We start from the raw sequence: 13,407 nt of genomic DNA on the forward strand, positions 1-13,407 counted from the left end.
GATGGTTACGCTTGCAAATGCAGAACAGTCCCAGGTCAAGCGCGCCACGCGCGCCGCATACGGCGCCACGCTGGCAGAGCTCGCCGGCGAAGGCGTGCCCGTCGTCGCCGTCGACGCCGACCTGACCGGCTCCACCACCACGGCCAAGTTCGCGAAGGCCGGCTACGCCGACCGCCTGTTCAACTGCGGTATCGCCGAGCAGAATATGATCGATGTGGCGGCAGGCCTTGCCACCACCGGCAACATCGCGTTCACCGGCAGCTTCGCCGTGTTCGGCACCGGTCGCGCCTACGACCAGATCCGCAACACCGTGTGCTATTCCGACCTGAACGTCAAGATCGCCCCCACGCACGCAGGCGTGTCCGTGGGTCCGGACGGCGGCAGCCACCAGATGCTCGAGGATATCTCGCTTATGGCCGGCCTTCCGCATATGCGCGTGCTCGTTCCGGCCGATTACGCCGCCGCATGCGCCGCCATCCGCCTGGCCGCCGAAACGCCGGGCCCGGTGTATGTGCGCATGGGCCGCGCCAGCGTGCCGGCCGTGTACGCCGACGGCGTCGAGCTCGAGCTCGGCCGCGCCTACACCCTGCGCGAAGGCTCCGATGTCACCATCGTAGCCTGCGGCGTCGAGGTGGAGCAGGCTCTGGCCGCTGCCGACGAGCTTGCCGCCGAAGGCGTGTCCGCCGAGGTCATCGACGCATTCTCCATCAAGCCGCTCGATCGTGCCACCATCGTTGCCTCCGCTCGCAAGACCGGTCGCGTGGTCGTCGCCGAGGAGCACAGCATCCACGGCGGCCTTGGCACCGCCGTGTCGCGTGCGCTTGCCGAGGAGTGCCCGGTCCCCATGCGCTTCGTGGGCATGGACGACCGTTTCGGCAAATCCGGCGAGTTCGAGGAGCTTATGGCGTACTTCGGCCTGGACTCCAAGGCGATTGTCAAAGCTGTGAAAAGCCTCACGCTCAAGTAGGGCATCTGATAGAATCTTCTTCGTCTCAGTACATCACTACATGAATGGAGCAAACTGTGACGAACGATATGAGCCATGCGGCTCCCGTGCGCCCGCAAAGGCGCGCAGGCGCCCATGCTGCGCCGCCGCGACAGGTGACATCGCAGCTGTCCGCGTCGCTTCCGACGCTTGAGATCGAAGATACCCCGCAGCAGTCGGGTACACCGGTCATCACGTTCGACCATGTGACCAAGGTGTACCCGGCTCAGCCCAATAAGCCGGCTCTCAACGATGTCTCCCTGCAGATCTTCGCCGGCGAGTTCGTGTTCCTGGTCGGCCATTCCGGCTCCGGCAAAACCACTTTCATCCGCATGCTCATCCGCGAGGTCAAGCCCACGCAGGGCCATATCTACATCGCCGATGAGGATCTTGCGAACATGCGCAACTGGCGCGTGCCGTATCTGCGCCGCAACATCGGCTGCGTGTTCCAGGACTTCAAGCTGCTTCCGAACAAAACGGTGTTCGAGAACGTGGCGTTCGCGCTCGAGGTAATCGGCAAGTCCCGTCACGTCATCAAAACGCAGGTGCCCGAGGTGCTGCGCCTGGTGGGCCTGCAGGACAAGCTCAACAAGCGTCCGGACCAGCTTTCCGGCGGCGAGCAGCAGCGCGTGTCCATCGCGCGCGCCATCGTCAACCGTCCTCCCATCCTCATCTGCGACGAGCCCACGGGCAACCTTGACCCGCAAACCTCCCGCGGCATCATGGACCTGCTCGAGCGCATCAACCGCACCGGCACCACGGTGGTCGTGGCAACCCACGACCGCGAGATGGTGGACAACATGCGTCGCCGCGTCATCGCGCTCGACCGCGGCAACCTGACGCGCGACCAAGATCGAGGGGTGTACGGTTTCGATGTCTAGTTTCTTCTATTTCCTCAAAGAGTCGCTGACCGGCTTCACGCGCAACCTTTCCACTGCGCTCGGCTCCATCGTCACCATCTTCTTGTCGTTGCTCATCATCGGCATCTTCTTGGTGGGCGGTTCGGTGGTCAACAACGTGGTGAAGTCCGTGGAGCAGGAAGTCAACATCACGGTTTGGATCGCCGATAGCGCTTCCAGTTCGGACGTGCAGTCGCTGCAATCCGACATCAAGTCCATGTCGTCGGTGGCCAACGTCACCTACACCGACAAGGATCAGGCGCTTGAGAACTTCAAGGCGTCCTCCAGCTCCGATATCGCCGAGTCGCTTGACGGACAGAACCCGCTGCCGGCTTCCATCGACGTCGAGCTGTCCGACCCGAAGATGGTCGAGGATGTAGCCGCTCAGATCGAGGCGAACAACACGTTCCAGAAGATCTGCGACAACCCCTCCGACCCCTCTGATTCGCTGCGTTACGGCGAGAAGACGGTCGACCGCCTGTTCCAGCTGACCAGCTATGTGCGCGTCATCGGCGTGGCGCTTGTGGGCCTGCTCATCTTCATCGCGCTGGTGTTCATCAACAACACCATCCGCCTGGCCATCCTTGCCCGTCGTAAGGAGATCGCCATCATGCGCTTGGTCGGCGCTTCGAACGGGTTCATTCGAGGGCCCTTCCTGATGGAGGGCGCGCTGCACGCCATCGTCGGCGCCGCGCTTGCCATCGGCACCCTCGAGGTGCTGCGCAACCTGGCGCTGCCGAAGCTGCAGGATGCCCTCACGTGGCTGCCCATCGACCTTTCCGTCAGCACCTTCATCATGTTCTACGTGATGCTCGCGGTGTTCGGTCTGGTCATCGGCCTGATCGGCTCGGCATTCGCCATGCGTCGTTATCTGAAGGTGTAGCGCTTGAGGAGCATGCATGCCAAGGCATACCGATAAACTTGCCAACATGGCGGCGTCCGCGCGCAAGGCGCGGGCCCGCAACATAAAGCTTGCGAAGCTGTTCAGCTTGATCATCGTCGTAGCCGCCGCATTTGTCGGCGGCTTCGCCGTTCGCGGAGACGTGGAGCTGCTCGACGCCTTGGGCCTCACGCAGCTCACCGGCACCCAGGATGCGAAGGCGAAGGCCGCGCAAACGCAGCAAACCTACAACTCGCTTTCGGCTCGCGTGGGCGAGGTTGAGACCATCGTGAACAAGGACAGCCTTGATTCTTATGATCTTGACACCGCCACCACCAAGATGCTCGATGCGTTCGCCGTTTCCACGCAGGATCCGTATCTGCGCTATTACGATGCCAGCCGTTTCGCTGCTTCATCCTCCACCTCTGATGCCGCCGATAACGGTGGCGGTATCGGCGTGCTGTTCAACGAGTATAACGGCAACGCCTATGCGGTGGACGTGTTCGAGGGCTCTCCTGCCCAGATGGCCGACGTGCAGGCTAACGACGTCGTGGTTTCCATCGACGGCGATCGCAGCCACGCCTGGACCGCTTCCGAGGTCACCCAGGCCCTCAAACGCGACCAGGGCTCGCAGGTGGTCATCACCTGGAGGCGCGGCTCTTCCCTTGACGACACTAAGGGCACCGAGTTCACCACCACGCTCACCGTTACCGATCAAACGGTGAAAAACGTCACCACCGAGCTCACCAACAACGTCGGCTATATCCAGCTCAAGCAGATCACGCAGAACTCCGCTCAGCTTGTGCGGCAGGCTATCGTCGATCTGGATTCGAAGGGCGCGCAATCCTTCGTTTTGGACTTGCGCGACAACCCGGGAGGTTACCTGACGCAGGCCGTGGACATTTCCAGCTACTTCATCAAAAGCGGAACCATCGTACGCATCACCACGAAAAGCACGGATGAGACCACGAAAAACGCAACGGGCGAATTCCTTACCGATAAGCCGCTTGTCGTGCTGGTCAACGGGAACACCTCGTCCTCGGCCGAGGTCATTGCCGCTTCGTTGAAGGACAACGAGCGCGCAACCATTGTGGGCACTACCACGCTTGGCAAGGGCTCCGTGCAGGTTACCCATGAGCTTACGTTCGGCGGCGCGTTGCGTTATACCGCTGCGTACTACAAAAGCCCGCTCGACCACGACATCGACGGCTTGGGCATCAACCCCGATATCTCCATCGGCCGCTCCGATGATGACGACAACCAAAAGTCGTTGGCCATGGAAACCGCGCAATCCATGGTGCGTGAGTAGATGGGTCGTACGCGCAAGCACACGCGGCGTCGCCCGCGACCAAATCCTAGCGGCGTACTGGTGGTCCATGCGGGATCGTTCGGTTTCGTCAGGACGGCGGAAGGGGAGTACTTCATCCCGGAATCGAAGATGGCGGGGGCGTTTGATGGCGACCTCGTGGAAGTGGCGCCGCTTCCCGCGCGCGGGGCTTCCGGCGGGTCCCACTCCGATCGGCCTGCTGCGCGCGTGCTGCGCGTCATCGACCGAGCGCACGATACCGTTGTGGGACGCTATGAGGTCGCCGAGCCTTTCGGCGTGGTGGTCCCCGAAGACCGCAACATCCCTTACGACATCTTCACCATGCGCGCCGATTCCCCCGATATCCCGGATGGGGCGCTTGTGCGCGTCCGCATGACGGCGTATCCGTCACGCCACGAGGCGGCGTGCGGCGTCATCGAGGAAGTGCTCGGCATGGCTGACGAGGCCACCGTCTCAGTGGAGTCCATCATCGCGCGCGCTAAGCTTGAGACTGCGTTCTCGGAAGGCGCCTTGGCCGAAGCGCAAGCGGCGGTCCTCGATGAAGTGGGCGCCCTTGCGGCCGGTTATCGGGATATCCGCGATCGCATGGTGTTCACCATCGACCCGGCCGATGCGCGGGATTTCGACGACGCCCTTTCCTTGGAGCCGGCGGATGACTTCATTAAGCACGGCGCCGTATGGCGTTTGGGCATCCATATCGCCGACGTTTCGCATTACGTGGGATGGAACAGCTTGCTTGACCTTGATGCGCGCCGCCGCGCCACCAGCGTTTACCTGGTCGATCGCGTCATCCCCATGCTGCCCGAGCAGCTTTCCAACGGGCTGTGCTCGCTCAATCCCGGCGAAACCCGCAGGTGCATGACATGCGATGTATATCTTGATGAGGACTGGAAACCCGTAGGTTACGACCTGTATCCGGCGCTCATGCGTTCCTGTGCGCGCCTTACGTACGACCAGGTGCTCGATGCCCTGCAGGGCGCGCCGCTCGGCGCTTCCGGCACGCTCGACGGCTTGAAAGGCTGCATGGCCGGTCAGGGCATCGATGATGCCATCATGCAGCGCGCCCGAAGCCTAAGCGATTTCGCTCAGGCGCGCATCGCGCGCAGGCAAGCTGCCGGCGGCTTGGATTTCGAGTTTCCCGAAGCCCGCGTGGTCCTCGATGGGCAGGGCAAGCCCACCGGGGTGGACCTTCGCGTCAAAAACCAGGCGACCAGCTTGGTCGAGGAGGCTATGATCTTGGCTAACGAGGTGGTGGCGGCTCATCTGCACGAGCGTGATTTCCCTGCGCTCTATCGCGTGCATGAAAAGCCTTCGCCCGACAGCCTTGCCGCATTGCTTCCCGTGCTTTCGGAGTTCAGCTGGTTCGACCGCATCAGCCCCGAACGCTTCGTGGCCGGCGACGCGCACGTTGTGCAGCAGGTGCTCTCGGAAAGCCGGGGGCGGCTTGAGGCCGACCTTGTGCAGGCCTTGGTTCTGCGCGCCATGAAGCGGGCCTGCTACAAGCCCGAGTGCGAAGGGCACTACGGCCTGGCAAGCGCGGCGTATGCGCACTTCACCAGCCCCATTCGCCGATATCCCGATCTGGTGGTGCATCGCATGCTGCGCGCGCAGCTCACGCGTCGTCCGCAGCGCTTCGAACAGGAGGTGGCGGCCTTGCCCTGGATCGCGGAGCATTCCTCGGATATGGAGCGCGTTGCGGAAAAGGCGGCGCGCAAGTCTCAGGAGCTCAAGCTTATCGAGTACATGGCCCGTTTCGTCGGGCAGGGCTTCACGGCGGTGGTGTCAGGGGTTGCCGCGTACGGCATGTACGTGAAGCTTGACAACACCGCAGAGGGTTTGGTTGCCGCCAGGTATCTAGGCGGCGAATACTTCGCCCTCGATGCGGCGGGGTGCATGCTGGTCGGTCAGGATAGCGGGCGCGTGTTCCGATTGGGTCAGCGCGTGGATGTGGTCCTGGAGGCTGCGGACGCCCGCGCCGGCCGACTTGACTTCCGCCTGGCTTGAACAAGTTCAGATCACGGGCCGAAACGCTGCGCAGGTGAAACATATTAATCGCAAAGTCCCACGTCACAAGCGTGGGATGTTGTTTTTTCGGCCGAAGAAAACGTGAACGAGATTCCGTTTGCCTTGAAAACCCAACCGCTTGCACTAACATTCTCGGGTACGTTGTTCTCGCCTTGCCAGGCGTGTTCGAAGTTGATTTCGTGAATAGGATCTAGGTATATGAATACCCGTATCACTGAGCTTTTGGGCATCGAAAAGCCCATCATCCAGGGTGCCATGGCGCGCATCGCCGATGCAAGTTTGGCTGGCGCCGTCAGCGCCGCCGGCGGCCTGGGCATCATCGCGTGCGGCGGCGCGCCGCTTGAATGGGTGGAGCAGCAGGTTTCGGCTGCCCGCAAGATCACCGATAAACCCATCGGCGCCAACGTCATGCTCATGGACCCTAACGCCGCCGAGCTTGCCCGGCTGCTCGTCGACCTGAAGATCGACGTGGTCACCACCGGCGCCGGCAGCCCTGCCAACTATATGGACATGTGGAAAGAGGCCGGTATCAAAGTTATCCCCGTCGTCGCCACCACCGCGCTTGCCAAGCGCATGGAGCGCCTGGGCGCCGACGCCGTCGTTGCCGAGGGCACCGAAAGCGGCGGGCATGTGGGCGAGCTTACCACCATGGCGCTCGTACCTGCCGTGTGCGATACCGTTTCCATTCCCGTCATCGCCGCCGGCGGCATCGCCGATGGGCGCGGCGTGGCGGCTGCGTTCGCGTTGGGCGCCGAGGGCGTGCAGATGGGCACGCGTTTCCTCACCGTTGAGGAATGCACCGTCTCCGACGCCTACAAAGAGCGCGTTCTGGCGGCCAAGGACTCCGACACCATCGTCACGGGACGCGGCAGCGGGCATCCGGTTCGCTGCTTGAAGAACAAGTTCTCCCGCAACGTGCGCAAGCTGGAGGCCGATCTGACCAAGAACGGCGACGAGCTCGAGGCCATGTACGTGGGAAGCCTGCGCCGTGCCGTCGAGGGCGATGTGGACAACGGCTCCATGATGGCGGGCCAGGTGGCCGCCCTTGTGCATGAGCGCAAAACCACGCAGGAGGTCATCGACGAGCTGATGGCGCAGGCGCAGGTCGTCGGCGCTCGCAGCCTTCAGCAGGCCGCCGACGCCAACGCGGTGCGCGGGTAGGGGGTTGGCATGAACCCGGTATTCATGTTCTCGGGCCAAGGCGCCCAAAAACCCGGCATGGGCGAGAGCCTGTTCGGCGTTCCCGAGGTCAAGGCGGTGCTCGACTGCGCCTCCGACGTGCTCGGCTATGACGTGGCGGACCTTATGGTCAACGCACCTGCCGAGAAGCTCAACGACACCCGGTATGCGCAGCCGGCAACCTGTGCGCTGTCCGTGGGCATCGCCTCGGCCCTGCAGGCTCGCGGCGTGCAGCCGCAGGCCGTGCTCGGGTTCTCGTTGGGGCAGGTCAGCGCCTTGGCGGTTTCGGGCATGCTCACCTGTGAGGAAACGTTCTCGTTCGTTGCCGAGCGCGCCCGCCTTATGGCGCAGGCTGCTGCCGAGCGGCCGGGCGTGATGAGCGCGCTGCTCAAGGCCGATGAGGAATCCGTCACGCAGCTGTGCGAGGAGTGCGGGCAGGGCCAAGTGCTCGTCCCCGCGAACTTCAATTGCCCCGGTCAGATCGTTATCTCGGGAGAGCTGGCCGCCGTCGAGCGCGCCGAAGCCGCCTGGGAGGCGGCGGGCAAGCGGTATGCGCGCCTGGCCACCTCCGGCGCGTTCCACAGCCCGCTTATGCAGCCGGCCGCCGATGAGCTTGACGCGTATCTGGCGAAGGTGAACTTCAAGCAGCCTTGCGTGCCGCTTATCTGCAACGTCGACGCGCGGCCGCTTTCCGCCGAGGATGCCCGACGCCGCTTGGTCGAGCATCTGACCCATCCGGTGCGCTTCGACCAAAGCGTGCAGGCCCTGGCCGATCAGGGCGCTGCCGTGTTCGCCGAGGTGGGCTTCGGCGGGGTGCTGTCGAACCTGATCAAGCGCATCGACCGCAAAGCGGCCCGCCCGTGCATCCAGGATGCGGCGTCCTTCGATGCCTTCGTTTCCGAATACGCCGAGGATAAGGAATAGCATATGAGCGAATCTCAAGATACCATCCGCCGCGCGGCGCTTATCACCGGCAGCTCGCGCGGTATCGGCCTTGCGGTTGCCGAGCAGCTGGCGGCCGCCGGCTTTAACGTGGCCCTGAACTGCTCGAGCGAAGCGGGCCTTGCCGCGCTGAGGGAGCATGCCGGCCGTATCGCCGGCGAATACGGCGTGCAAGTGGAGGCCATCGCCGCAAGCGTCGCCGATGAGACCGAGGCGAACGCCCTGGTCGAGCAGGCGCACGAGGCCTTCGGCCGCCTGGATGCCGTGGTCAACAACGCCGGCATCACGCGCGACGGCCTTATGGTGCGCATGAAAGACGACGATTTCGACCGCGTCATCGACGTGAACCTCAAGGGCACGTTCCATATCTGCCGCGCCGCCGGCAAGATCATGATGAAGCAGCGCTACGGGCGCATCGTGAACATGTCGTCCATCTCCGGCGTCGGCGGCAACGCCGGCCAGGCGAACTATGCGGCATCGAAGGCCGGCGTCATCGGCCTGACGAAGACCATCGCCCGCGAGCTTGCCGCCCGCGGCGTCACGGCAAACGCCGTCGCACCCGGCTTCATCTCCACCGACATGACCGACGCCCTGTCCGAGAAGCAGCGCGACGCCATCGGCGAGCAGATCCCCATGAAGCGCTTCGGCACGGTGGACGACGTGGCCCATCTGGTGGGCTTTCTGGCAAGCGAGCAATCCGGCTACATTACCGGGCAGGTCATCTGCATCGATGGAGGTTTGGCACTATGAGTCAGGTAATCGATACGTCCGCAACGCGTCGTCCCGACGGCACCCACCGCGTCGTCATCACCGGCATGGGCGCGGTCACGCCCGCCGGCGTCGGCGTGGATGCGCTGTGGGATGCGGTCATGGGCAAGCGTTGCTGCATTGGCACCATTTCGCACTTCGATCACGATGATTTCGATGTGCATGTAGCGGGCGAGGTGCATGATTTCGACCCGACCGAGCACGGGTTGTCCAAGAAGGAGGCGCGCCGTTTCGAGCGCTTCGTCCAGTATGCCATCGTGGCGGCCGACGAGGCCATGGCCCAGTCCGGCATCGACATGGAGCAGGAAGACCCCACGCGCGCGGCCGTCATCTTCGGCGCGGGCATCGGCGGCATCGACGAGCTGCAAAACGGCTTCTACACGCTGCACGATAAGGGCCCCAAGCGCGTGAGCCCGCTGTTCGTGCCCACCATGATCGGCAACATTGCCGCGGGTCATTTGGCCATCCGCTACGGCATGCGCGGCGAATGCATTGACGTGACCACCGCATGCGCCACGGGGGCCCACAACATCGGGGCCGCCGTGCGCTCTATCCGTCACGGGTATGCGGATATGGCGCTTGCGGGCGGCTCGGAGGAGTCGGTCAACCCCATCTGCATCGCCGGTTTCGCCAATTTGGGCGCGCTTGCAAAGGTGGACGACCCCACCCAGGCCTCGCTGCCCTTCGATGAGCGCCGTTGCGGTTTCGTGGCGGGCGAAGGCGCCGGCGCCGTGGTGCTCGAATCCCTCGAGCACGCCCTGGCGCGCGGTGCGAAGCCCCTGGCCGAGATCACCGGCTTCGGTTCCACCGGCGATGCCTACCACATGACCGCGCCCGAGCCTTCGGGCGAGGGCATCCAGCGCGCTATGCTCCAGGCGCTGTCCGAAGGCGGCTTCACGCCCGCGGACCTTGGCCACGTCAACGCCCACGGCACCGCAACGCCGGCCAACGACTCCACCGAGTCGCATGCGCTGCTTGCGCTGTGCGGCGAAGAGGCGGGCCGCAAGGTGCCGGTGGTGTCTGTGAAGGGCTCCACGGGGCATACGCTCGGGGCCGCAGGCGCGGTCGAGGCCATCGTCACGGCGCTCTCCGTGGCCAACGAGTGCGTGCCGCCCACCACGGGCTTCGCGCAGCCCGACCCCGATTGCCCTGTCAACGTGCTCACCGAGGCCAAGACGGGCTATCCGCAGAAGGTCGCGCTGTCCAACTCGCTCGGCTTCGGCGGTCACAACGCCGTGCTCGCCATCTCGCCCTGCTAGGGCATCCGTCGCATAACCTCTTCTACCCAGCGGGCGCCTCGGCGCCCCATTCGAAGGATCTAGCAATGGAAACCATCCAATATCCCTGCGGCCGCGACGTCATCGAGCGCGTGCTGCCGCATCGCGACCCGTTCGTGTGGGTCAGCCGCGTGCTCGAATGCGATCCCGGGTGCAGCATCATCGCCGAGCTCGACGTCGATTCCGAGCTGCCCCTGTTCGCCGGCCATTTCCCCGGGCATCCGGTGCTGCCGGGCGTCATCATCATGGAGGCGCTCGCGCAGGCAGCCTCGTTTTGCGCGCTCGTCGGCCGCGACGAGCCCGGCGTGCTGGGCTTTTTCGCCGGCATCGACAAGGCGAAGTTCCGCCATCAGGTGCAGCCCGGCGACGTGCTCACGCTCAAGGCGGACATCGTGAAGAACTCCTCGCGCATGGTGGTCGCCGAGGTGCAGGCGCTCGTCGGCGATCAGGTGGCCGCCACGGCGACGCAGAAATACGTTATGGCCAAGTCCGCTTAGGGGTTTGGTCGAAGGGTTTGACATGAAGCTATTCAAGCAGGATTACATTTCTTTCGACGGCTCGGGCGCGTTCGTCACCGCTTCTGGTGAAGGCCGGGAAAGCGTTGCCGATGGCGCCGACGTGGCGTACCGCCTCTCTCGCATCGCGGAAGAGGAGTACGAGCGCATGACCGCCGACCGACCCGCTCCTAATGCGGTTGATGCCGCGGATATGTCGGCATATACCGGCGTCGCTTCGCAGGATGCCCAGGCGCCCTTAGGCGATGCCGCTGCGTCCCCGTTCGCGCCGGTGGCCCTCGTGGTGGCTCGCGGCAAGGCTGCGAAGCGCACCATCATGGCGGTGCAGGATGCCGGCATGGTCGCGTGCGTCACCTGCACCGACGACAAGCGCGGCGAGGCGTATCTGCGCGCTGCGGATGCGAAGGCGAGTCTTGGCGAGAAGCACGACGATGCGCTGTACTCGAACGCCTACGCCGTGTTGAAAGCGGCCGAGGAAACGGGTGCCCAGGTCATTTTGCTGACCGAGGATGCCCAGGTGCTCGCGGGCGTGGATGCGTTCCTTGCCCGTGCGGCAGCGGCCGGTCGCCGCGTGTTCACGCAGCTTGGCGATTCCCCGCAGCTTGGCTGGGTGCTGTGCGCCACCGATAAAACCGACGAGGTTTGCGGCGCGTGGCGTACCTGCAAGCACTGCAAGCTCGCTTTCGATAGCGCAAGCCTGGCCGCCGGCCATTACGTATGTCCTTCGTGCGGGGGGTATCTGCGCATGTCCTCCGACGAGCGCATCAACGACCTGCTCGACACGGGCACGTTCCAGGAATGGGACCGCGTCGTCGACCAAACCGACCCCCTGGAGTTTCCCGGCTATTTGGGCAAGCTTGAGGCCCAGCGTGCGAAAACCGGCCTCGAGGAGGGCGTGCGCACCGGCCAGGGCGCCATCGCCGGCCTGAAGTGCGCTATCGGCATCATGGAGTCCACGTTCTTCATGGGGTCCATGGGTAGCGTTGTGGGGGAGAAGGTCACGCGCCTGTTCGAGCGCGCCACCGCCGAGCATCTGCCGGTGATCATCTTCACCGCATCGGGCGGCGCGCGCATGCAGGAGGGCCTCGTCTCGCTCATGCAGATGGCGAAGACCTCGTGCGCCATCGAACGCCATGCCGCGGCGCATCTGCCCTATATCTCGGTGATTACCGATCCCACTACCGGTGGCGTGACCGCGTCGTTCGCCATGGACGGCGACATCATCTTGGCCGAGCCCCATGCGCTCATCGGCTTCGCCGGGCAGCGTGTTATCCGCGACACCATCCGCCAAGAGCTCCCCGAAGGGTTCCAAACCGCGGAATTCGCGCTCGAGCACGGTTTGATCGACGCCATCGTGTCGCGTCAGGACCTGCGCGCCACGCTCGCGCATATCCTGGCGATGCACCTTTCCACTGCTGGGCAGGCGACTGGCTGCGCCCACAACGCCGGCGACCACGATGTGCTCGTCAGCTACCGTGCGGTTTGCGACAACCTGGAAAACGGCACGGCAACGTACAACACCGTCACCTATGCGGACCTGCGCCCCGAGCCCATGAGCGTTGAGGAGACGGCGGTATGGGAGAAGCTGCGCGAGGTCATCCCGTCGTCGCTCATCCCCGAAAGCCTGCGCGGGGGCGCATCTCGACGGGTCGAGCGCGCCATCGCCGCCGGCACGTTCGATGCCGAAGCGGGCACGTCCTTGGAGGTGGGCGCGTGCGTGGCTCCAGCCGGCGGCGATGCCTCGAAGGCGGACCAGGAAAACCGTGCGTGGCAGAGCGTGCAGCTTGCCCGCAACGTGCACAGGCCCACGGCCATCTCCTACATCCGCAGCTTCGTCGACGGCTTCGTCGAGCTGCACGGCGATCGCGGCTTCGCCGATGATGCCGCGATCATCGGCGGCATCGGCTGGATCGGCGGACGCGCGGTCACGGTCATCGGGCAGGAGAAGGGCGAGAACCTCAAGGAGCGCATCCGCCGCAATTTCGGATGTCCCCAGCCCGAGGGTTATCGCAAGGCGCTTCGCCTCATGCGCCAGGCTGAGAAGTTCCGCCGCCCCATCGTGTGTTTGGTGGACACCCAGGGCGCGTACTGCGGCATGGAGGCCGAGGAGCGCGGGCAGGGCAACGCCATCGCCGACAACCTGGTCGCCATGGCGGGCTTGAAGGTTCCCGTGGTCACCGTGCTTTTGGGCGAAGGCGGATCGGGCGGCGCCTTGGCGCTCGCCGTCGCCAACAGGGTGGCCATGCAGGAGCATGCGGTGTACTCGGTGCTATCGCCCGAAGGGTTCGCCTCCATCCTGTGGAAGGATAGGACGCGTGCCCCCGAGGCGGCCGCGGTCATGAAGATGAGCGCGCACGAGTCCTTGGAGCTCGGCATCATCGACGCCGTGGTCCCCGAGGGCCCTGCGCCGGCGCATGAGAACCCCCTGATCGCCGAGCGCAACGTGCGCGACTATGTGCAGGCGGCGCTCGACGAGCTGTGCGGCATGAGCGAGCAGGAGCTGCTTTCCCAGCGCTACGAACGCTTCCGCAAGTTCTAAGCATTGCGCGTCGTACGCGCTGCCGTGGGAAAACGAAAGGGCCGGGTTTCGAACCGTGTGCCGCTGCTGGA

At 64.4% G+C, this 13,407-nt stretch carries 11 protein-coding genes; all 11 read left to right on the forward strand.

The annotated features are described in order from the left end of the window. The first annotated feature begins 1 nt into the window (after window position 1). A complete protein-coding gene (locus Q0D52_RS05715; RefSeq protein WP_294380797.1) occupies window positions 2–967 on the forward strand; it encodes a transketolase C-terminal domain-containing protein in 966 nt (321 codons plus the stop codon). 56 nt (window positions 968–1,023) lie between these two features. Further along, window positions 1,024–1,866 carry a cell division ATP-binding protein FtsE gene (ftsE, locus tag Q0D52_RS05720; protein ID WP_042433871.1) on the forward strand — a complete coding sequence of 281 codons (843 nt, stop codon included), beginning with the start codon at window positions 1,024–1,026 and terminating at the stop codon, window positions 1,864–1,866. After that, the gene (ftsX, locus tag Q0D52_RS05725) at window positions 1,859–2,767 is read left to right on the forward strand and encodes a permease-like cell division protein FtsX (protein ID WP_294380799.1); all 909 of its coding nucleotides are present in this window, start codon (window positions 1,859–1,861) and stop codon (window positions 2,765–2,767) included. Before ftsE ends, ftsX begins: the two co-directional genes overlap by 8 nt. 16 nt (window positions 2,768–2,783) lie before the next feature. Then, window positions 2,784–4,073: a S41 family peptidase gene (locus Q0D52_RS05730; protein ID WP_294380801.1), complete on the forward strand. Its 1,290-nt coding sequence runs from the start codon at window positions 2,784–2,786 to the stop codon at window positions 4,071–4,073. Beyond that, the gene (gene rnr, locus Q0D52_RS05735) at window positions 4,074–6,095 is read left to right on the forward strand and encodes a ribonuclease R (RefSeq protein ID WP_294380802.1); all 2,022 of its coding nucleotides are present in this window, start codon (window positions 4,074–4,076) and stop codon (window positions 6,093–6,095) included. It abuts the gene before it with no gap. A 219-nt stretch (window positions 6,096–6,314) separates the two neighbouring features. Then, the gene (locus tag Q0D52_RS05740; protein ID WP_294380804.1) at window positions 6,315–7,277 is read left to right on the forward strand and encodes a DUF561 domain-containing protein; all 963 of its coding nucleotides are present in this window, start codon (window positions 6,315–6,317) and stop codon (window positions 7,275–7,277) included. A 9-nt stretch (window positions 7,278–7,286) separates the two neighbouring features. Continuing rightward, on the forward strand, window positions 7,287–8,219 hold the full coding sequence (gene fabD, locus Q0D52_RS05745; RefSeq protein WP_294361534.1) for an ACP S-malonyltransferase: 933 nt from the start codon (window positions 7,287–7,289) through the stop codon (window positions 8,217–8,219). Between the two features lie 3 nt (window positions 8,220–8,222). Next, entirely contained in the window at window positions 8,223–8,987 is a 765-nt protein-coding gene (fabG, locus tag Q0D52_RS05750) for a 3-oxoacyl-[acyl-carrier-protein] reductase (RefSeq protein ID WP_294361533.1), read from the forward strand. Beyond that, complete coding sequence (gene fabF, locus Q0D52_RS05755) at window positions 8,984–10,264, forward strand: beta-ketoacyl-ACP synthase II (RefSeq protein ID WP_294361532.1); 1,281 nt, start codon at window positions 8,984–8,986, stop codon at window positions 10,262–10,264. The genes fabG and fabF overlap by 4 nt, the downstream gene beginning before the upstream one ends. A 65-nt stretch (window positions 10,265–10,329) precedes the next feature. Beyond that, the gene (fabZ, locus tag Q0D52_RS05760; protein ID WP_294380807.1) at window positions 10,330–10,779 is read left to right on the forward strand and encodes a 3-hydroxyacyl-ACP dehydratase FabZ; all 450 of its coding nucleotides are present in this window, start codon (window positions 10,330–10,332) and stop codon (window positions 10,777–10,779) included. A 22-nt stretch (window positions 10,780–10,801) separates the two neighbouring features. Then, window positions 10,802–13,336, forward strand: coding sequence for an acetyl-CoA carboxylase carboxyltransferase subunit alpha (locus Q0D52_RS05765; RefSeq protein WP_294380809.1), 2,535 nt, complete (start codon window positions 10,802–10,804; stop codon window positions 13,334–13,336). The last annotated feature ends 71 nt before the right edge of the window (window positions 13,337–13,407 follow it).

It is taken from the genome of uncultured Senegalimassilia sp. (genome assembly GCF_934630535.1).
Lineage (GTDB): Bacteria > Actinomycetota > Coriobacteriia > Coriobacteriales > Eggerthellaceae > Senegalimassilia.

Excerpts from the sequence above, each read along its gene's own strand:
- Q0D52_RS05715 (WP_294380797.1), top strand. The coding sequence starts at position 2 with ATGGTTACGCTTGCAAATGCAGAACAGTCCCAGGTCAAGCGCGCCACG.
- ftsX (WP_294380799.1), top strand. The coding sequence starts at position 1,859 with ATGTCTAGTTTCTTCTATTTCCTCAAAGAGTCGCTGACCGGCTTCACG.
- Q0D52_RS05730 (WP_294380801.1), top strand. The coding sequence starts at position 2,784 with ATGCCAAGGCATACCGATAAACTTGCCAACATGGCGGCGTCCGCGCGC.
- rnr (WP_294380802.1), top strand. The coding sequence starts at position 4,074 with ATGGGTCGTACGCGCAAGCACACGCGGCGTCGCCCGCGACCAAATCCT.
- Q0D52_RS05740 (WP_294380804.1), top strand. The coding sequence starts at position 6,315 with ATGAATACCCGTATCACTGAGCTTTTGGGCATCGAAAAGCCCATCATC.
- fabD (WP_294361534.1), top strand. The coding sequence starts at position 7,287 with ATGAACCCGGTATTCATGTTCTCGGGCCAAGGCGCCCAAAAACCCGGC.
- fabG (WP_294361533.1), top strand. The coding sequence starts at position 8,223 with ATGAGCGAATCTCAAGATACCATCCGCCGCGCGGCGCTTATCACCGGC.
- fabF (WP_294361532.1), top strand. The coding sequence starts at position 8,984 with ATGAGTCAGGTAATCGATACGTCCGCAACGCGTCGTCCCGACGGCACC.
- fabZ (WP_294380807.1), top strand. The coding sequence starts at position 10,330 with ATGGAAACCATCCAATATCCCTGCGGCCGCGACGTCATCGAGCGCGTG.
- Q0D52_RS05765 (WP_294380809.1), top strand. The coding sequence starts at position 10,802 with ATGAAGCTATTCAAGCAGGATTACATTTCTTTCGACGGCTCGGGCGCG.